Annotated in this window: 17 protein-coding genes; 4 read left to right on the top strand and 13 right to left on the bottom strand. The window is 38.4% G+C overall.

The window, feature by feature from the left end; translation table 11 throughout:
- The first annotated feature begins 16 nt into the window (after window positions 1-16).
- Window positions 17-400: a GtrA family protein gene (locus M3189_RS06210; protein WP_251632899.1), complete on the top strand. Its 384-nt coding sequence runs from the start codon at window positions 17-19 to the stop codon at window positions 398-400.
- A 283-nt stretch (window positions 401-683) separates the two neighbouring features.
- Here M3189_RS06210 and M3189_RS06205 read toward each other — a convergent pair whose 3' ends face one another.
- From M3189_RS06205 to M3189_RS06170, 8 genes are all read right to left on the bottom strand, one after another.
- Entirely contained in the window at window positions 684-1,073 is a 390-nt protein-coding gene (locus M3189_RS06205; RefSeq protein ID WP_251632898.1) for a hypothetical protein, read from the bottom strand.
- 239 nt (window positions 1,074-1,312) lie between these two features.
- Complete coding sequence (locus M3189_RS06200) at window positions 1,313-1,651, bottom strand: YolD-like family protein (RefSeq protein ID WP_251633007.1); 339 nt, start codon at window positions 1,649-1,651, stop codon at window positions 1,313-1,315.
- 452 nt (window positions 1,652-2,103) lie between these two features.
- Window positions 2,104-3,258, bottom strand: coding sequence for an SEC-C metal-binding domain-containing protein (locus M3189_RS06195; RefSeq protein WP_251632897.1), 1,155 nt, complete (start codon window positions 3,256-3,258; stop codon window positions 2,104-2,106).
- Window positions 3,259-3,475: 217 nt separating this feature from the next.
- Window positions 3,476-3,997 (bottom strand): TRAP transporter small permease, encoded by a 522-nt coding sequence (locus M3189_RS06190; RefSeq protein ID WP_251632896.1) that lies wholly within the window; start codon window positions 3,995-3,997, stop codon window positions 3,476-3,478.
- 85 nt (window positions 3,998-4,082) lie between these two features.
- Entirely contained in the window at window positions 4,083-5,114 is a 1,032-nt protein-coding gene (locus M3189_RS06185) for a TRAP transporter substrate-binding protein (protein ID WP_251632895.1), read from the bottom strand.
- Window positions 5,115-5,181: 67 nt separating this feature from the next.
- Window positions 5,182-6,462, bottom strand: coding sequence for a TRAP transporter large permease (locus tag M3189_RS06180; protein ID WP_251632894.1), 1,281 nt, complete (start codon window positions 6,460-6,462; stop codon window positions 5,182-5,184).
- A 34-nt stretch (window positions 6,463-6,496) separates the two neighbouring features.
- On the bottom strand, window positions 6,497-7,714 hold the full coding sequence (locus M3189_RS06175) for an MFS transporter (protein ID WP_251632893.1): 1,218 nt from the start codon (window positions 7,712-7,714) through the stop codon (window positions 6,497-6,499).
- Between the two features lie 380 nt (window positions 7,715-8,094).
- Window positions 8,095-10,002, bottom strand: a complete 1,908-nt coding sequence (locus M3189_RS06170; protein WP_251632892.1) for a sigma 54-interacting transcriptional regulator — start codon at window positions 10,000-10,002, stop codon at window positions 8,095-8,097.
- A 281-nt stretch (window positions 10,003-10,283) separates the two neighbouring features.
- Between M3189_RS06170 and M3189_RS06165 the strand changes: the two genes are divergently transcribed.
- Genes M3189_RS06165 through M3189_RS06155 form a run of 3 tightly spaced genes read left to right on the top strand, consistent with a single transcriptional unit; the run spans window position 10,284 to window position 15,036 of the window.
- Complete coding sequence (locus M3189_RS06165; protein ID WP_251632891.1) at window positions 10,284-11,177, top strand: carbon-nitrogen hydrolase family protein; 894 nt, start codon at window positions 10,284-10,286, stop codon at window positions 11,175-11,177.
- An 11-nt stretch (window positions 11,178-11,188) separates the two neighbouring features.
- A complete protein-coding gene (locus M3189_RS06160) occupies window positions 11,189-13,264 on the top strand; it encodes a hydantoinase/oxoprolinase family protein (protein WP_251632890.1) in 2,076 nt (691 codons plus the stop codon).
- Window positions 13,264-15,036 carry a hydantoinase B/oxoprolinase family protein gene (locus M3189_RS06155; RefSeq protein ID WP_251632889.1) on the top strand — a complete coding sequence of 591 codons (1,773 nt, stop codon included), beginning with the start codon at window positions 13,264-13,266 and terminating at the stop codon, window positions 15,034-15,036. Before M3189_RS06160 ends, M3189_RS06155 begins: the two co-directional genes overlap by 1 nt.
- A 58-nt stretch (window positions 15,037-15,094) precedes the next feature.
- Here the strand turns inward: M3189_RS06155 and M3189_RS06150 are convergent, their stop codons facing one another.
- The 5 genes from M3189_RS06150 to M3189_RS06130 are packed head-to-tail and all read right to left on the bottom strand — an operon-like array spanning window position 15,095 to window position 20,263.
- Window positions 15,095-15,913, bottom strand: coding sequence for an HpcH/HpaI aldolase/citrate lyase family protein (locus tag M3189_RS06150; protein ID WP_251632888.1), 819 nt, complete (start codon window positions 15,911-15,913; stop codon window positions 15,095-15,097).
- Between the two features lie 58 nt (window positions 15,914-15,971).
- Window positions 15,972-17,159, bottom strand: a complete 1,188-nt coding sequence (locus M3189_RS06145) for a CaiB/BaiF CoA transferase family protein (RefSeq protein ID WP_251632887.1) — start codon at window positions 17,157-17,159, stop codon at window positions 15,972-15,974.
- Between the two features lie 26 nt (window positions 17,160-17,185).
- Window positions 17,186-17,683, bottom strand: a complete 498-nt coding sequence (locus tag M3189_RS06140; RefSeq protein ID WP_251632886.1) for a MaoC family dehydratase — start codon at window positions 17,681-17,683, stop codon at window positions 17,186-17,188.
- A gap of 34 nt (window positions 17,684-17,717) precedes the next feature.
- On the bottom strand, window positions 17,718-18,878 hold the full coding sequence (locus tag M3189_RS06135; protein ID WP_251632885.1) for an acyl-CoA dehydrogenase family protein: 1,161 nt from the start codon (window positions 18,876-18,878) through the stop codon (window positions 17,718-17,720).
- Entirely contained in the window at window positions 18,875-20,263 is a 1,389-nt protein-coding gene (locus M3189_RS06130; RefSeq protein ID WP_251632884.1) for an MmgE/PrpD family protein, read from the bottom strand. Before M3189_RS06130 ends, M3189_RS06135 begins: the two co-directional genes overlap by 4 nt.
- Between the last annotated feature and the right edge of the window lie 106 nt (window positions 20,264-20,369).

The following is a 20,369-nucleotide window of genomic DNA, read 5'->3' as shown; positions in this document are numbered from 1 at the left end:
ATGAGAGGCTTTAATGATGCTCGTAAGTAAAGAACTATTTCTTAAATTTATTAAATACAGTATTGTGGGATGCATAAGCGTACTCATTTATTTTCTGTCTGTTTTCGTCTTGGTTGAACATTTTGACAAAGATCCTATTTTCGCATCAACACTTTCCTTTATCATCATGACTTACATCTCATTTCTATTAAACAAAAAATATACCTTTGGCAGCCACTTCTCCTACAATCAAATGTTGCGTTTTCTCGTTGTTTCTGCCATTGGCTTCACCTTAAATTTTGGTCTCATGTATCTAGTAGTAAATATCCTTTCACTTCACTATGTAATCGGTGAGCTAATCACAACATTGATAATTCCCATCATCAACTTCATATTGAATAACTATTGGACATTTAAATAGTAGGAAAAAGTGTCAGGCACGTGGTGCCTGGCACTTTTATTTTTGTTACTTATACAAAAAATCAAAAAAACGCCAGGCATCTTCTAATCGATTTGCCTGGCACTTAGTATTGCAATATATTAGATTACTATATAATTGATGTGAAGGGAATTCCTTTTAATTGTGGCACCTTACTTTTTTTCCTATGAGTATAGGATTCCTTGTAAGGATAAACTCAAAAGTTTGATAGGAAATTCTCAGATTGAAGTAAGTATATATTATTGAGGAGTCTCTTTGGAGGTGTTTAATGATTTTTCAACTTATAAATTTCCCTAGAATGCTCTGAAATCATTTGATCATAGTATTCGAGGTCGTGTTTTGTTGCCATTCTTGCCTTTATTTCTTTAACCTCCTCGAGGACGGAATCTAGTTTTTTCTCAATAGTAGAAAATTTGCCATCCATTTCGATAATTTTTTCGTCTATCTTGTTAATTCTTCCATCCATTTTATTAATTCTTCCATCCATTTTATTAATTCTTTCATCCATTTTATTAATGGTTCCATCCATTATGACAATTTTCTCGTTCATTTCGGCAACCTTTACATTTGTTGCGGCAACAGTATTAATTAATTGATAGATTAACTCACCCTGTCTTTTTTGTTCAGCCAAAATCAGATTAAGTGTTTTTTCCACTTTTGCAAACCCTCCTTCAATTATTAATTTTTATTATAGCAGATTTATGTTGAGAATTGTCGATGGTGTAGATAAATGTGAATTTTCCTTTAACGCTCTTTTGGTCCAGTATTTTTTACATCAAAGAGTGTTTCAATCTTTTTTTCTTTACTGAAATCAAAGAAATTGGACCTCCAAAGGAAGCCCAAACCATTTCATTCTTGAATTGTTTGCCTGAAAAATGGAGATAGTTCGTTACACTACTCCACCACGCTTACTCTTAAAACATCTTCGAAAGCTATCCGCTGAAACTCACCAGATTCCAGCTCCATGCGAAGCTGCAACGTTATTGGATCAACATAATGAATACGGCCCGTAATCGTCTCTGTAAACCCATCGCTCCAAACGTTAATCTTCACTGAAAGATTGAATTCCATTGCATAGGCAATACTCCGATCAAACTCCTCCTTCTCATATTCATCAAGTAATGGTTTCATGGTCCGTTCTTGGTCCTTAAACATGGCACGAGTCATCTCAAAACCTAACGGCATAAATGACGCTGGCCGCCATTTAATTTTCCCTCTATCCCTAATTGCCATCACATCACTCCTCCCCTTCTATTATACACAAACATACGTTCTGTATATGTAAAAAAAAACGTGGGGACGGATCTCTTGGTCTATCCATAATAATCGTCGTCGTGCCCTTGCCATGAGAACCCTTCCTATAAAAAAGTTAAACTTTTTCTCTAAATCGTCTATCTAGTAATTTTTGAACCAAACTTTGAAGGAGTTGAAGGAGTTCCGATATTAGTGCTTAAAAAAGTGTCAGGCACCATCCAATTACCTGGAAAGTGCCTGACAATCATTATTTATGTTGTGTTGCCCTTTTTCACGAACCCAGCTACTTTACTACGCACTTCACACCTTTTTTATCAAAAGTATGCTTAAAATCAAAGGCAAAAGAAGTGGGACCTTGCTGTACATACTCGTTATATCTTTTGAATGCCACCTGCCATTGTTTTTATCCTCGTACCAATGTTTCATTATCTTTACTTCCCGCAGCATTTTTTATATTTTTTGCCGCTTCCACAAATGCATGAATCATTTCTGCCGACTTTATTATTATTTCGGACCGGAGAAAGTGGGAGGTCATTCCCCTGTAGTCTAAAGTCCAGTTCTCTCTCCATTGCTACTTGTCGCCAGACAGCTAGTTCACGATGTTTTAATCCCAGAATAGAAAAGTAGCCATAGACGGTCTGTTCAATATCAACTAGGCCAGAAGAATAATCGAGCTTCATATGTTCGTTAATTTCAGGAAGAGCTTCTTCGGAAAGCTGGTGACAAAGTGCTTCAATTAGAATATCTCGATGATCCAGTTCTTTTGCAGAACGGTAGGCTTCTCTTAGAACTTTGACACCGAAGTCTGATTTTATGTTTTCAACGATGGATGCGGCATAAATAATGGAATTATCTTTCCTAAGATAGGGTGCTACTTCCTTTACCACCTCGTCCGATTGGAAACTGGTTAACGTTACGGAAACTTCTTCTAACAAACTGTCATCATCGCGATCCAGCAGGCTAACCAATAAAGGTATATATCTTTGTGTTTTTAACAATCCAATCATATAGACCGTCAAGGTTCCATTAAATGAAAACCATTTTTCCTTAAACTCGTCTTCTAGTACTAAGTCTATTTCATCTTCTGTAACCCAGCCCTTTTTTACTAAACAGGCTGCCAGTTTTTTTGCTTTTATGTAGAAATCATGCTGCTTTGAACCGGCCCGCTCAAGGTCATTTAAGATTTGACCATATTCTGAGTAAACTTCTTCTTCCGAACCATGTAACAATAACTCATATAAGTTCCAAGTATGCTTGGGAATATATCCTTGAAGCTGTTCCTTATATTTAAGAGCAAGTTCCGGTTCGATACGCTGGACCAATTTCACCGCTAATTGGCGTTTTGATGGGTCCATTAATGGAATATTTTCAATTAATATCTTAACAGCCTCTTCATTGAAGGTTTGATTATCTACATAGATTAAGATCGAAGATAGTTTCTCATTATTTCTAAATGCTTCTTTCAGTAATTCATTGGTCCATTCTTCTGGGATATTCGGATAATCATGGAGTGCATGCATTACTACCTCTTGGATTAAAATATCCTCGCTAATCAAGTGTGGTTTAATTTTTTCTAAAAAAGTCATTATGTATCCTTTCATTCTTCCATTAATCAGTATGATTATTGTACTTTATTGTCCAGACAATGTAAAAAACGACTAGAAACGCCCATTTTTGTTTGAAAACAATAATTGGGCTTATTTATTCGAATCAAAACAAAAAATACCCCGTCAAATTAAATGAGGTGATAAGGTGGACAAGGGGACGGTTCGAACCGTCCCCTTGGTCACAAAAATTGAACCACTACATCAAACTGTTCACCGTCTCTTGAACTTTATCCGCCTCAATCTGTTGAACCTTTGGAACTTCCTTAATAAAAGATTCTAAATAATAAGCAGCAAAAAAGATCATCCCTATCGGAACTACTAAGAATACATACCCCATTGGAAGCCTTAATGATGAATTAGAAGTAATTCCGGTATCGAATAGATGCTGCACATAGTTAAATCCTACATAGACCAAAAAACAAGCATAAAGAAAACCAATAATAGCGTTTAAGATAGAAGTGGTTTTCTTTAATCGTTTTCCAAGTCTCATAACGATTAAATCAACATATATATGATTTCCTTCCTTTCCGCTTTTCCCTAAGGTTAAAAAGATCGCCCATATTAACGAAAACAACACTACTTCTTCCGACATAGAAAATGACTTAGAAAAAACTTGTCTGCTAATTGCTTCAATCAACATCCAGCCACATGAAAAAATGAATAAACAAACAGCAATAGTGGTAACAATTTTGTCCTCAATAAAGTTTATTAATTTCAAATGGTAATCCTCCTTTTTGTTAAGGATGTTCTAGGCAGCGTATTCATCCCCCTAATTAATGGGGGATGAATTTACTAGATTACTATTATTTCTTTGTTAATTCATTAAATGCTTTTAACGCATCTGGGTGGCGTTGTTCAAATTTTTTATAGACATCTTCTGTTGCTTTTTTCCAATCGTTCACATCACTTTCAGGGACATAATTCACTTTACCCCAGTCACTTGTTACCTTTTCAATATATTCTTTATCTAACTCCATCGATTCCTTCCATTGAGTAACAGTAATATCATTAATGGTATCTGAAATTAACATTTGAAGATCTTTAGGGAGTCCGTCAAACCATGCTTTATCCGCAGCAATGGAATAGGTAAATAATTGCATTCCCGGTACAACAAGCCCGTATTTTGCTGAAGATCCAACAACGTCCTTCCATCCATCAGGTGAAGTGTTTACTCCATCGATAACGCCTTGGGAAAGGGAAGTGGCAATTTCAGTTGCTGGCATGGAAACACCACTTCCTTTAAATGATTCAATCATGTCAGTGGCTACCTGTCCTGAAACAGTCCGAACCTTCAAACCCGATAAATCCTTTAAATTCTTTAACTCTTTATCTTTTGTTAGAATAATCCCCTCCGCTGTTCTCATAAGTCCTAAAACTTTTATCCCTTTATCTTCAACAAAAGAGTTAAGCAACCCCGTTAATTCTGTACGATATTCTTGGTTTTCTAAAATGGTTTTATCATTAAGACCAAAAGGCAAACTAACAATACCATATTTCTGGTTTAAGGCTTCTAGGTGTGCGCTTACTGGCCAAACCATATGAACGGAACCAGTTCCTAAAGCTTGAATCGCTTCACCGTCTTTAAATAATTGACCTCCGGAATGAATCGTTACCTCTAGTTGTCCATTACTTTTTTCTTCGACAATTTCTTTAAATTTTTCCATATATTTGTGCTTAAAGAACGTTTCGGGTAACTCGTGAGTCATGATGATTTTATAAGTTTTTTTATCCCCTTCTCCTCCTGATGCTTTGTCTTTGCCGCAGCCTGCCAATCCCATGAATAGAGCTAAAACCATGATTACCATCATCGACCATACCTTTTTTCTTTGTTTCATCCAAAACCATCCCTTCTTAAACAAAATTTGTATTAGGTTTCTATCTTTAAACCTTGTAACTCTACTTCTACAAATTAAACAATAATAAACTAATCTGTGGCAGGTAGGTAACTAGCAGTAAAGAAATAAATAAAATAACATAATAAGGTCCTACCCCTTTTGCTACTTCCTGGATTGGAATTTTCGCTAACCCGCTCATGACAAATAGATTTAGACCAACAGGTGGAGTTAAAGTTGCAATCTCGATATTCATGGTAATAATAACGGCAAAATGAATCGGATTTATTCCTAAAGCGATGGCTGCTGGGAAAAGAATCGGCGCTACTAAAACGATAACAGTAATGCCATCCAAGAACATACCAAGAATAAATAAGAGTACATTTACAAGGAGTAGAAACTGCCAAGGCTCAAGTCCAAGATCCGTTATCATCGTGATCAATCCTGCGGTTAACCCTAAACTTTTTAACATAAAAGCTGTTAAGGATCCACCAATTAATATTAAATAAATCATCCCAGATTGAAACAAGGATTCTCGGCTGACATTCCAAAGATCTTTTACTTTGATGGCTCGATAAATGAAAACTGCAAGAACAGCGGCATATAGAACAGCAACAGCTGATACTTCGGTAGGAGTAAAGAAACCAAGGTAAATTCCGCCCAAAATTAAAACCGGCAGCAATAATACACCTGAAGATGATTTTAATTGCTTTAGAGGAACTACCTTTTTTAAAGTAGAAAGATTTGAAGCAGTCTCCCAGCCATTTTTCTTACAAAGATAATAGGTGAGTGCCATTAACATGGCTGCCTGCATAAGCCCTGGAACTATCCCTGCAGTGAATAAATCGACGATTGGAATCCCAACCATACTGCCAATTAAGATAAAACTAAGACTTGGAGGGATTAGCAGTCCAAGAGTACCTCCAGTGGCTACTAAACCGGCAATAAAGCGTTTTGGATACCCTCTTTCTCCCATAACTTCAACCAAGTTTTTCCCAATTGCCGCAGCTGAAGCAACACTCGAACCAGAAACAGCAGCAAAAAAAACGCTTACCAACATGGCTGCCATTGCGGTCCCGCCATGAATTTTTCGTGTAATGAGATCTGTAAAATCTAAGATCCTTTGGGCCAAGCTTCCCTTCATAATGATGTCCCCGGATAGAATAAAGAATGGAATCGCCGCTAACGCATAGCTATTGGCAGATTGAAAGGTTTGCTGCGCAATAATGTCCAAACTTGTTTCTTGAAACATTAGCAAAACAACTAAAGCGCTTACACCTAACGCCACACCAATGTGGGTTCCAATAATTAGCAAGAGGAAAAGGATGACTAAGAAAATGATAATCTCCATAAAATTCTCCTTTCAAAATTAACCATCTAATTTATTAATCATTCAAATTGGTATCGAGCTTTAAACATATTGTTAAGCCACCTATTATAAAAATAGCAACTCCACAAATCATCCACATGGCCTCAAAATTACCGGAAAAATCAATAATCCAACCTGATAATGGAGTACCGAAGATGGCACCTGCATATACGGTTGCTAGTCCAACTCCACTGGCTAAACCAATTTGTTCCCTCTTTACCACCTCTGAAATCATTAAGACAAACATTCCGTTCCATCCCTGTGTGGTAATGCCTAGGCATAATGATAGGAATGCAATGATCACTTCCGGGATTTCACCTGACAACATTCCAAGGATTAAGACTAATACACCTGAAATTAATCCAATCAGTGCAATAATCACTCCTCGATTCCGATTAAAAAACCGATCACTTATGACTCCCCAGCATGCCCTCCCTAGAGCCCCACCAATTTGTAATAAAGCTAAACAAAATAAAGAAAAGGAAAGGGAATAGTGAACCGATTCATGTAAATAGAGAACTAAGTAAGTCATCACACTAAGCTGCACCCAGATAAAAAAGGTAATAATGGCGATAATCTTCATTAATTTTTTGTTTTTGGTAATGTCTTTAATATTTTTTAACACATTTGTTTGTTTGTGATAATCCTCTCTTTCGTCTAACACCTTAAAATGAAACAAACACACAAGTACCAACAAAACAGCAATGCTTAGAATGCCGATTCGCCAGCCCCATTGATTGGCTATGAGCGGAAGCAACAAACTGCCCAAGGTACTGCCTAAGGAAACCCCCATTTGCTTTAAACCCATTGCTGTTCCCCTGTTATGTACATCAAAGTTTTCCATTATACTTTTGTTCGTCCCCGGAGTAATACCTCCATAACCCGTCCCCAACAAAAATAGCAGCACTAAAATGACAAAGTAACTATTTGAGATGGAAAAAGAAAAGATGACAAAAACGAGTAATAAACAGAAAGCAAATAAAGACTTCCTTGCCCCAAATCGATCGGTAATCATACCAGAAGGAATAGCAATAATAGAAGAACCAAGGAATACAGCCGAGGTCATCCAGCCAATTTGGGTATTGTTTAATGAAAACTCTTTTACCATTTGAGGTATCAGAGGAACATACCCATAATACGCCAGTGCTGTCATCATTTGAATGACTAAAAGCCAAAGAAGGTATTTATTTAAAATGACAAACGAGGGGGTACTTTTCACATGTTCCAATTTCATTTCTACTATTTCACCTGCCTTTACCTTATATAATTGCAATTACCATGCCATTTATTTTTGAATATTTTGATAATATAGAAAACTTTTAAATTTTTTTGTTGTTACTCTCCTATTTACTTTCTACTAAACTTCAGGGAACTCTATTCTAAAAAAGCTGTTCACACTTTTTTATCATTCCATTGCTTAGATTCGAATAAAAATATATGTTGATTAATATGCTTTTTGTTTCATACGTTGTTTCAACGTAACAACAAACGAAACGTTATGGACTTAATTGATTAGGGATTATAGTCTTACGATAAAAAATAAAAACCCCCGCATCTCTAAAAGTAGGCGTGGGGGTAAATCCATTCATTCAGTTCATTAACAAAAAATCACCCTTAAAAACTTGTTTCAATATCGTATTCCTTTATCTTCCTCCATAGTGTCGTTCTAGACATGCCAAGTTTAACCGCAGTTTGATTCTTATTCCCATTTGTTTCAAGGAGGACATTTATTATTTTTAACTTTTCAAGTTCAGGCTTCGGCATGTGTTCTTGAAGATCACCTTCTTCGCTCCTAACGAAACTACCTACTATTTGATTCTTTTGTTCAAAAAATTCACTCAAAATATCTGTAAATAATTTCATTAAGTCCAAAGTAGTATTAGAAATAGATTGAAGTGCACAAAATCGCTGAGCAAAATTTTCCATCTCCCTGACATTTCCTGGCCAGTTATACGTAGATAAACTATTTTTGGCCATATTGATTAAATAACTAGCTTGGTGTGTATCCATTCCGTATTTCACAAGTAAGTGATTAAGAAGCAGCGGAATATCTTCTTTTCTATCTCTAACTGGCGGTACATTAATTTGAAGTACATTAATCCTATAATATAAATCTTCTCTAAAGGTCTTTTTCCTAATTAAATCGACTAGCGGTTTATTCGTCGCTGTGATCACTCTAACATCTAGTGGTATGATATTTCTGCCGCCTAACCGGATTACTTCTTTTTCCTGCAGAACCCTTAGAAGCTTTGTTTGAATATCCAAAGGAATTTCCCCAATTTCATCAAGAAAGATGGTTCCATTTTGAGCCATTTCAAAATATCCTGGTTTCCCTCCTTTTCTTGCACCGGTAAAAGCTCCTTCTTCGTAGCCAAATAATTCACTTTCGAGAATATTTTGCGGAATCGCCGAACAATTCACTGGAAGGAATGGCTGTGCCTTTCGATTACTATAGTGGTGCACGCTATGGGCTATTAATTCTTTACCTGTTCCTGATTCACCAAATATCAATAACGGTGCATCCGTTTGGGCGTACTGTTTGGTTTTAATGATGACCTTATTCATAATTTGAGAAGTGTGGATAATATTTGTAAATTGATATTTCGGGTTTAAGGTATCTTCCTTTTTATTTTCACTTGGTCCACGAGTACGAGAACCCTCTACAGCAACAATATACATTTTACTGTTTGCACTATTCATAATCGGTTCAATGACTATTTGTTCTGATTTATATGTAAAACTAACCGATTCGGTTCCTATACCTTTAAAATCAATGTTAATCAACGTGTTAAACTGCTCTCCTATGATCTCGTACTTGCTGCTTTTTTTTACATACTTAAACCCATGCGCGTTGGTATCAATAATTCTTAGATGTTGGTCTAATAGAAAAATAGGGTTACCTGCATATTGAAGGATGACATCTTTGATTTTACCGTAGTTTACCATTTTGCTCTTTGTCGCAGCTAACTGGTAAGCTTTAATAATTTCTAGTTTTAAAGAATCTATCGAATATATGAGAACATTTTTTATCCCTTTTTTATCCGCTATTTCACAGACTGAACTGGTCCCAATAACGACGTTAAACCCTTTTTGATAACAATCATTCATGATTTCCTCTGCTTCCTTTAAATTAGAGAATGAAACCCTTTTCAATTCTATGTCTAATAAATCCTCATATTGTTCGAGCTGATAATCCTCTTCCGGAAAATACATTAACAAAATTTTCCTTCCAAATTTTTTAGCTTGAGCCAGTCCCTTAACCAAATCGGCCTCTGTAAAATGTAAAGGATAAAAGGGTACAAGATAGGTTAACTCATAATAATCCTTATTAATCATTTCTAGATGAGCACCACTCGTAATGACTAAATCAAAGCGTGAAAACATTTCATGGTCAATTTTATGTAACTCTCCAAAATTCACCTCTAATACTTCTAAACTTAAAGGTAAATTTAACAGTTCTATTACTTCGTAGTATAAATGTGAAAAATTCTTATGTGTGATGGCAAGTATTTTGGTTGGCAATTCTACTCATCTCCTATTTTGCATCAACTTTTCCTTAACAATTAATTCTATTAACTTAATAATAACACAATATTAAAAATAGTCAGAATAGTATTGTTTCAAATTTTGTTCCTTTTGTTTCATGTTGTGTTAAAAAATTTAACAATCATCTCCGGATTTTGACCCTGTTCATTTTCTAATCCTTGTAAACAACCATCCTATATTCTTTTTTCTATTAATTAGAAGATGGCACAATTCTTGCAATTATACGATTGTGGACTTTAAAAAGGGAGGTGAAATTGTTGCATAAAATTAAAGTTGCTGGATTGCAAATTGGTTCATATCCCGGAAGCTATGAAAAAAACTGGGCCATCCTTGCCAAAAAAACGGAGGAACTCATTTTAAGAGATAAGCCCTATCTCATATCCTATTCAGAGCTTATGACAGCACCCTATTTTGGTGTGCTCCAAGATGAAAAATTTTTCTCGTACGCAGAAACCATCAACGGCTCTACTGTAAAAAAAGTTACCGAAATGGCCGTAACGTATGACGTTCATATTTTAGGTACATTATTTGAAAAAGCGGAGGAAAATGGACAAACAAACTATTATAATACCGCCTTTATTTGTTCTCCAACAAAAGGATTGATTGGCAGATATCGAAAGGTCCATTTGCCAAAAGTGGACAGTCCTAGTCTTTCTACTGATGAGAAATACTACTTTGAACAATTTGGCGGCGGCGGTAAAGAGTTTCCTGTTTTTACTCTTGATAATGGAATGAAAGTGGGAATCTTAATTTGCTTTGACCGATCGTTTCCTGAAGCATGGAAAACCCTTACGGTGCAGGGTGCAAATTTAGTCATTGTTCCAACCGCTACCTTTGGTTTTAGAAAGGATATGTACGTAAAAGAATTGCAAATACGAGCAATGGAGAACAATGTATTTGTTATGGGCGTAAATAAAGCGGGGAACGAACAAATACATGGTGAACCTTCTGAGAGACACCATTTTGGAAATAGCTGCTTAATTGACCCTTTTGGAACGGTCATTACACAAATGAATGACCAAGAATGGTCCTATCTTGTTGGAGACATCGACCTTTCTCTAGTAACGAGCAGCAAAGCACGAATTGATTGGAATAATGAAAGAAAGCCAGAAATTTATAAAAAATATCTAAATAACTATCAAAGGGTATAAGGAGGGTTACGATGATTAGAGTTGGAGTAGATGTTGGCGGCACAAATACCGACTTAATTCTCACAGGTGTGGGTCAAAAACATGTTTACCATAAGGTTCCATCGACAAAAGCCGATCAATCTATCGGTATTATTCAAGGTGTAAAAGAGATTTGTGATAAAGCTGGCATTCAGCCGAGCGATATTGATATGTTTTTACACGGCACTACAGTAGCTACGAATGCACTGATTGAGCATGAAGGTTCTAAAACTGGACTCATTACAACCATGGGTTTTAGAGATATTTTGCATATTGGCAGACACAGACGCCCTCACAATTTTTCAATCATGCAAGATATCCCCTTCCAAGTAAAACCACTAATTGAGAGAAAACATCGAAAAGTAGTCAGAGAAAGGATTATTCCACCAGGAGACATTTTTGTCCCCTTAAATGAAAGCGATGTCATTGAAGCCATCAAGGAGCTCAAAGCTGATGGTGTAAAATCCATTGCGGTAGCATTCTTATTTTCCTTTTTGAATCCAATTCATGAAAAACGTGTTGGCGAGCTGATCACTGAATATTATCCAGAAGCTGAAATATCCTTGTCACACGAAGTGATTTCTCAATACCGGGAGTTTGAAAGGTTTACTACCACAGCCATTAATGCTTTTACAAAACCAAAAATGAGATCCTATATGAAATCACTTGAAAAAGGCTTAAAGGAAATCGGCTGTGGCGCTGAAATTTTAATCATGCAGTCAAACGGCGGGATCAGTGGTATCGACGGTGTTTCTGAAAAACCAGTTTCCACTCTTATGTCCGGACCGGCTGCAGGTGTTATTGGGACACAATTTATTGGGAATCTCCATAATCACACGAAATTAATCGGTCTTGATATCGGTGGTACATCTGCTGATATTACAGTCATACCGGAGCAGTTATTAGAAATCAATTTCCAAAACTGCCAAATCGCCGGTTATCCAGTCTTATTTCCACAACTGGATGTTATCTCCATTGGTGCTGGCGGAGGAAGTATTGCCTGGGCAGACAGTGGCGGCGGTTTTAACGTTGGACCAAGAAGTGCAGGTGCCGAACCGGGTCCTGCCTGTTATAAACGCGGCGGAACAGAAGCTACCGTTACAGACGCCAATGTGATTTTGGGCAGAATTGATCCAAATAATTTCCTTGGCGGCAGAATCAAGCTTCAAAAGCAATTATCTGAGGAAGCGATGAGTTGCTCAATTTGCGAACCATTTAATATGGATTTAAAAGAGGCTTCCCTTTCCACCCTTGAAATTATGAATGCCAACATGGTTAAGGCCATTCGGATCCACTCCATCCAAAGAGGCTATGACCCTCGGGAATTCGCACTGGTTGCCTTTGGCGGGGCCGGCCCTCTTCACGGCTGTGATGTGGCAGATGCCCTGGATATCCCAACGATTCTCGTCCCTCCTGCACCTGGTATTACTTCGGCGATGGGGCTATTATCCACCGATTTAAAATTTGATTATATTCGTACGATTGGCGTGCTGCTTGATTCGGCAGAGGAATCACGCATTAACCAATATTACCGTGAAATGCAGATCGAAGCGGAGCTGCAAATCTCAAAGGATAGCCAGCAGGGCAAGGAAAAACGTGACACCGTTACCCTTTTGCAAATGGATTGCCGTTATGCCGGCCAAGGATATGAATTATCGATTGAATTTCATGGATTCAACGAATATTGGCGTGAAGAAATTCAACAAAAATTTGATACAACTCACCATGAAACCTATGGATTTGCATTCGAAGGAAACCCAATTGAAATTATTAATCTGCGTGTTCGTACTGTGGGCGTGATGCCTGATTTGGAGGTTCCCCATGCGGACGATACTCAACATGCTGTTGTTCCAACAAAAGTAACAAATGCGGTCTTTGGGACACCAAAAAATTATCAGGATTACGAGGTGTCTCAATATGAAAGAGTCGATTTACCGAAGGGTTATATTTTAGAAGGACCAGCGATTATCAATGGATTAGATAGTACGGTTGTCATCAATCCAAATTGGCAGGGTGAAGTTTTATATGATTCTACTATTAAATTAACGAGAAAAGGAGTGATTTCATAATGAGCAAAACCCTTGATCCGGTGCTATTGCAAATCATTGGCGGTGAACTTGATAGTATTGCGAAAGAGATGGCCTATCAGCTGGTACGCAGTTCCTATTCCGTCATCATACGTGAATCTGAGGATATGGGCTGTGCAATCCTTAATATTGACGGGGAAGAAATTGCTGAATCAGATAACACTCCTTTCCATGTTGGTTCTTTAGTCGCATATACGCGCGGAGCGTTAAAAACGTTAAAGGAACGCGGCGTACAACTGCAGCCTGGTGATGTATTAATTCATAATCATCCTTATTTAGGAGCCAGCCACTCCCTGGATTTAGGTGTCATAGCCCCTATTTTTTATCAAGGTGAACTAGTAGGTTTCGCAGGAAATACGGCTCATGCTCTTGATATTGGCGGGGCTCAGCCTGGCGGTTCTATGAATCTCTTTGATATGTTTGCGGAGGGTAGAATTTTCAATGCTAATTTCCTCTATAAAGCAGGTGTCAAATGTGATGACATGTGGCATTTTATCGAAGGAAACACTCGTGCCCCTAGAGAAGTCATTGGCGATTTAAAATGCCAGGTTGCTGCTGCTCAATATGGCGTGAAGCGATATACACAATTGATCGATAAGTATGGACTTGATACGATTAAGTTGTATTCTGGAGAGCTTATTAATTATTCAGAAAGAATGCTCCGGGCTGAAATTGAAAAGATCCCAGATGGGGAATATTACGCTGCAGGCTATCTGGATGATGATGGCATTCATCGTGATCAGCCTGAAAAAATTGGTGTAAAAGTTATTGTGGAAGGCAGTAACATTACGGTGGATTTATCTGAAGCACCACCGCAAAGACCAAATGCACTAAACACCCCATTTGAAGGAAGTACGTGCGTAGCGGTATACAGCTTATTTAGATCGCTGCTTTTGGACACTTATTTGACAGATAAATATATTCCTGCAAACTCTGGGGGATTTCGCCCTATTACAGTGGTAGCGCCAGAAGGAACGATTTTTAATCCTAAGTTCCCTGTGGCTACCCAAATCCGCTTCTGTCCTGCCAATCGTGTGGCTGACCTAATCCTTCAGGCATTAGCCCCTGTCATGCCGGACCGTGCTACTGCCGGAAATAGCGCCCAATTGAACGGGATGTATATGAGCGGAACGTATGAAAATGGTGACTACTGGATTACGATTGAAGTAGATGAGGGCTCCTATGGGGGCAGACCTGGCAAGGATGGAATGGATGCGGTTGACTGTTTATCCGCAAACATTAAGAATCAGCCAATCGAAGAGCTTGAGCTGCACCTTCCGTTTCGTTTTTATCGGTATGAGTTAATCGAAGAGAAATTTGGTGCTGGCAAATACCGCGGTGGTACCAGCGCTGTCCGTGAGTATGAATTTTTGACTCCATCTGTTATTACAACGGAATCGGAACGCCATAGCGAAATTGATCCGCCGCCTGGGGTACATGGCGGCAAGCCAGGTACACCTGGAGCCTTTTATAAAATCCATTTAAATGGTGAAAAGGAAAAATTATACTCTAAGAATAATGCGGCAACTTTTGAGAAAGGTGAACGTCTTGTCATCTATGGCGTAACCAGCGGTGGATATGGGGATCCAATGGAACGGGATATCGATAAAGTCTTGAATGACTACTTAGATGGGTTAATCAGCTTAACGCAGGCACGAGAGGATTATGGAGTGGTGATTAAAGGTAAAGAGGTTGATTTAAAGGAAACGAAAAAACTCCGCCCCATTTCTGCTAGTATAGAAGTATCCAATTAAATAGAAAAGCGTCTATACCATTGCTCTTAAACGAGCTGGGATATAGGCGCTTTTTTTGTTAACTGGATTTGATTAATCTCTTGGCTAGCAAATAGACAGGACGATCAATTAACTTTCCTTCTAAATCAATGGCACCGGAATGAGCTGATGATTCAAAGACATCAATGACTTTCCTGCTCCATTCGAGCTGCTTTTTCGAAGGTGTATACACTTCTTTCACCCAATCAATTTGTTTAGGGTGTATGACCATTTTTCCATTAAATCCGGTTTGCTTACCCTTTTGGGTATCTTTTATAAAACTCTCCCTATCATCAATGATAGGAAACACCGCATCAATAGGCGGATTCACTCCTGCCGCTCTCGATGCCAGCACCAATTTTGACATGGCGTATGCACGTTCTGTTCCCTCCACAGACCAATCTACGCCAATATCCAAAGCAAAATCAACGGAACCAAACGCCACTCTATCGACTGCTTGATCGCTGCTTAAAATCGTTCTTATATTCATTACTCCTGCAGCTGATTCGATTAACGGAATGATTTCTACATTCTTATTTAGGAGTTCTGCTGCTAATGAAATGGATGTTTTATCCTCACTCTTTGGAATCATGATTCCGTCAACTCTTTTTAATTCATTCACCATGTTCAAATCCTCAAAAAACCACTGTGTTTTAATTGAATTAATTCTAACGTATATTTTAGAACGAAACGTTACATCTGTTTTGAGGAGTGAGTAAACCAAATTTCTAGCCATCTCTTTTTCATTCGATGTAACGGAATCCTCCAGATCAATAATGACAGCATCCGTATGAAGATTTAAGGCCTTGTGTATCTTTTTTTCACTGTTACCAGGAGCAAATAAATAAACCTCTCCCAAAATGTTCATCTCCTTAAAAAAGAGGAGTAGAAAATTAAGTATCTACCCCTCTAAAAATTTAAATAATTTCTTTACTCTTTAACAGTTCGATATATTCAGAACTATACCCCAGTAAACCTCTATAAATATCTTCATTCTGCTGGCCTAAGCTTGGACCGGCCACATAGTCCGGCTGATCATTCGATAGTTTAATAGGAGTGCCCACCATTTTCACATTCCCAAAGGTCGGGGTATCTACTTCCACAATCATATTTCTTTCCTCGACGAGTGGCTGCCTTAATGCTTCTTGTACCGTGTTCACTGGTGCGATTGGAACCTTTCCCTTTAGTTTTTCCAGCCAATAATGTGTTGTCTGCTTCTTAAATAAAGACACTAGCTTGTCTAATAGTTCTTCCTTATTGTTAAAGCGGGATTGGAAGTTTTTATAGCGTTCATCATCTGCCAGCTCTGGTGCTTCTAAACCATCGCACAAGATTGGGAAAAACTTTTCTTTATTACACATCACTACCACATACCCATCCTTAGTTGGAAACTGTTGTGACGGAACAAGAGTAGGATGGGCAGAGTTTGCTGTTCTTACCGGTTCGTAACCTTTATTTAAATGCCAAATGGCAAGATAGTTTAATACGGATAAAGAGGTATCAAATAAACTAACATCTACATCTGAGCCTACCCCATGGTTTTGCGCCTGGTAAATCCCTACCATTAATCCTAAAGCTGCCATCATTCCCGTGGAAAAGTCTATGATAGAAAGCCCATATTTAGATGGCGGACCGCCTGGTTCTCCCGTTAGACTCATATGCCCATTCATCGCCTGCAGCAAGTAATCGTAGGCAGGTTCCTTCTTCATTGATCCCCATGTACCGAATCCTGATAATGAACAGGTGACAATTTTAGGATTTAAGTGTTTAAGGTGCTCATAGTTTATCTTTAGCTTTTCAGGAACATCGCCTCTAAGATTATTGAAAACAGCATCTGATTTCTTTACGAGATCCTCAAAGATTTTCCTGCCTTCTTCTGATTTCAAATTCAAGGAAATACTCTTTTTATTACGATTCAATGATTGGAAAAATAAACTGTCGTTATTTTCCGCATAAGGAATTACTGTTCTAGAAACCTCACCTTTCGTACTAGGATCTTCAATCTTGATGATTTCAGCTCCTAAATCAGCCAGATGAAGCGTGGCATAAGGTCCTGCCCCGTATTGTTCGACAGCAATGATTCTCATCCCTTCTAATGGTCTCATCTTTTCCCCTCCCGTTTACAGGACTCTTATGAATGATTGCGGTGTGTATTTGGACGCGGCGCAAACTCACGCTTTGGCACTAATAGTTTCCGTTTATAGCTCATCACATCTTCTTCCCTTTGGTTGCTAATGATGGTTTCAACATAGACAATACCGCGATCATTTTTACTCGTTTCCCACTTGTCTAGAATCCTTGTTCTTCCATAAAGGGTATCTCCTCGAAATGTAGGCTTTAAATGTTTGATATTTTCATATTCAAGCATCGCAATGGCAGCACCGCTAATATCATTTACGGTCATACCGACCGCTACAGAAAAGACAAGTGTTCCATTTACTAGATTCTGTTTAAATTGAGTTTTGGATGCATAATGTGCGTCGATGTGGAGGGGATGCTGATTAAGAGCAAGCAGACTGAACATCATATCATCCGCTTCCGTAATGGTTCTTCCTGGCCAGTGCATGATTACATCATCTACATTAAAATCCTCGTATACTCTTCCAAATGGTGTATGAATTTCCGCCATAATAAATACCTCCTACTTAATTTGTTTATGAATGTTAGATTTTATATTTTTGAACTAAACCTTTGCTGATGATAATTTTCTGCATTTCATTTGTCCCTTCACCAATCAGCATGAGCGGCGAATCACGATAATATCTTTCAACATTAAACTCTTTTGTATAGCCATAACCCCCATGAATTCTCATCGCTTCACCGGCTAGTTCAAAGCCAACTTCTGTGGCAAATAATTTGGCCATCCCCGCTTCGAGATCGCAGCGTTCACCATTTTGAAGCTTAGTCGCAGCATTTAACGTTAATAAACGTGCTGCCTCCAATTTTGTTCCCATTTCACCCAGTTTTAATTGGATGGCCTGATGTTCACAAATCGGTACCCCAAATGTTTTCCGTTCTTGTGCATATTTGATTGAATCTTCGAACGACGCACGTGCTAAACCAACACCACGTGCCGCTACATTTACGCGTCCTAACTCCAGGCCGCCAAGCACCTGCTTAAATCCTTTTCCTTCCTCTCCACCAATTAATTGGTCAGCAGGAACACGGAAATTTTCAAACGTGATTTCACACGTCTTCACTCCTTTATAGCCCAACTTATCAATATCACGTTGAACCTCAAAACCTTCTCCGCCCTTTTGAATTAAAAATAAACTGATCCCTTTATATCGCGGCTGGGTCTTTGAATCTGTCTTAGCAGCCAAAATAAAGGTATTTCCGTAGCGAGCATTCGTAATCCACATTTTACTTCCATTCACCACATAAGAGTCCCCAATTTTTTCTGCTTTTGTTGACATATTCTGTACATCTGTCCCTGCATCGGCTTCAGAAAGTGCCAGACCTCCGCGCCATTCACCTGTAGCAAACCGTGGCAGGAATTTGCGCTTTTGTTCCTCTGTTGCATATTTTTCAACAATATAGGCCATGATCAGATGGCTATTTAAGATCCCTGCCACACTCATCCAATGCCTGGTAATTTCCTCTATTACAAGCGCATAGGTGACAAAGTCAACCCCAAATCCGCCATACTCTTCAGATATGGTAAATCCAAAGAAACCGAGCTCTTTCATTTTTTCAACGATCTCATGTGGATACTCATCAGCGTGTTCCAATTTACTGGCAACCGGTGCAATTTCTTTTCTACAGAAATCTTTCACTAAATTAAGGACTTGTTGTTTATCTGGTGCGAGTGTAAATAAACTCATGCAAAAACTCCTCCTTTTAATAGAACAGATAGCTCACTTACTGTTTCAAACTCCTCTAATGTCCTTACTCCCTTAACTAATTGTTGCTGCTGTTTCTGATCAAATACAGTGGAAGTCACATAATTAAATTTCGTGATCATTTCATCCCATGATAATGGATTTTCTGGATCACCCTTTGGATAATCAATTCGATTGGAGAATGTCCCCTTCGTTGTTTGTATCTCGACTCTTGCTGGCCATTTTTTCGGGAAATCCTTTTCCAAATCTTCACCTCTAAAACAGTAAACTTTATTCATCATTTCTTTGACTTCTGGAAGGGTAACCACGGAGTCATCATATTGCTCTAGTAACGTATTTCGATAAATAACAGCAGCCGCAGCACCGAAATGCATGCTAAACTGAGCATCTACAGAAGATTGTGGATTCCGCTTTTCTTCTTCTGGCAATGCCACAATCGGAAGTCCTGTTTGAACGATATAAACATTGATTTTATTAATATCACTTGGTTTTAAATCATGTGTCTTAACGATTTCGAGAACAAGATCTAAAGGTCCCTGCTTATATCGGCAGCAGGCATGAGGCTTAATGCTTGTTTTTAAAATGAAGTTATCCTCATTGGAAAAAGCACCATTCAATGTTTCTTCATTCAGCTCACCTGAATAGGCTTTGGCAAAACCTTTATCGCCTTCAATAATGGAATTTGGACCTGTAAATCCTGTTTTTGCAAGTTCAGCCGCAATCATACCATTATGTGCTGCCCAACCCGGATGAAGGCGCTTTGTCCAAGATCCTGTATTTAAAAATTCCATGGATGCTGCTGCCTGGCTTCCTACGATTCCTAATGCATTAACCGTCTGTTCATAGGTTAATCCCAACAATTTGCTCGCTGTTGCTGCTGCCGCAATGGCACCCACTACTCCGGTAGGATGAAAGCCTCTGGCATAAACACTTGAAGGATTCAACGCTCTGCCAAGCTGGCCCATTACCTCATAACCGATTACAGCTGCAACAATAAGATCTTCCCCTGACTTATCATAAGCGTCCGCAAGCGCGAAAGCTGTTGGGAAAACCGCGACTGCAGGATGCAGTGAAGCTTCATTGATGACATCATCTAGCTCCAAGCTATGAGAGGCGGATCCATTTGCCAGTGCAGCATATTGCGGCATCGGGCTTAAATCCTTAGCTCCAATCACCACTCCATTCCCCTGTCCCCCATAATTTCTGATGAAATCATGGATGGGTTTACTTGAATCAAACTGGCTGCCCCTGGCAGCTAAACCAATAAAGTCAAGCGCCAAGTATTTGGTTCTGTCAATTACCTCTTCACTTAAATCTTGGTACTGTAAGGTGTGTACCATTTGTGCAAACGTTTCTGCAATCTTCATTTTCTTCCTCCTTGAATCATTTTGTTTAATTTTTGCTCTCACCTTATATAAAGCAAGTTCTGTGCCAACTTTTTAAAAAATGGGGGAAAATTAAGGAAAACCAGTA

The organism is Neobacillus niacini, assembly GCF_023715415.1.
Taxonomy (GTDB): domain Bacteria; phylum Bacillota; class Bacilli; order Bacillales; family Cytobacillaceae; genus Neobacillus; species Neobacillus niacini_C.
This window is presented reverse-complemented; position numbering and strand designations above follow the sequence as displayed.

What these genes read in the sequence shown, in the direction of transcription:
- M3189_RS06145 (WP_251632887.1), bottom strand. Translation starts at nt 17,159, where the DNA reads ATGAGACCATTAGAAGGGATGAGAATCATTGCTGTCGAACAATACGGG.
- M3189_RS06175 (WP_251632893.1), bottom strand. Translation starts at nt 7,714, where the DNA reads ATGAAATTGGAACATGTGAAAAGTACCCCCTCGTTTGTCATTTTAAAT.
- M3189_RS06155 (WP_251632889.1), top strand. Translation starts at nt 13,264, where the DNA reads ATGAGCAAAACCCTTGATCCGGTGCTATTGCAAATCATTGGCGGTGAA.
- M3189_RS06140 (WP_251632886.1), bottom strand. Translation starts at nt 17,683, where the DNA reads ATGGCGGAAATTCATACACCATTTGGAAGAGTATACGAGGATTTTAAT.
- M3189_RS06210 (WP_251632899.1), top strand. Translation starts at nt 17, where the DNA reads ATGCTCGTAAGTAAAGAACTATTTCTTAAATTTATTAAATACAGTATT.
- M3189_RS06200 (WP_251633007.1), bottom strand. Translation starts at nt 1,651, where the DNA reads ATGGCAATTAGGGATAGAGGGAAAATTAAATGGCGGCCAGCGTCATTT.
- M3189_RS06195 (WP_251632897.1), bottom strand. Translation starts at nt 3,258, where the DNA reads ATGACTTTTTTAGAAAAAATTAAACCACACTTGATTAGCGAGGATATT.
- M3189_RS06130 (WP_251632884.1), bottom strand. Translation starts at nt 20,263, where the DNA reads ATGAAGATTGCAGAAACGTTTGCACAAATGGTACACACCTTACAGTAC.
- M3189_RS06185 (WP_251632895.1), bottom strand. Translation starts at nt 5,114, where the DNA reads ATGAAACAAAGAAAAAAGGTATGGTCGATGATGGTAATCATGGTTTTA.
- M3189_RS06180 (WP_251632894.1), bottom strand. Translation starts at nt 6,462, where the DNA reads ATGGAGATTATCATTTTCTTAGTCATCCTTTTCCTCTTGCTAATTATT.
- M3189_RS06160 (WP_251632890.1), top strand. Translation starts at nt 11,189, where the DNA reads ATGATTAGAGTTGGAGTAGATGTTGGCGGCACAAATACCGACTTAATT.
- M3189_RS06135 (WP_251632885.1), bottom strand. Translation starts at nt 18,878, where the DNA reads ATGAGTTTATTTACACTCGCACCAGATAAACAACAAGTCCTTAATTTA.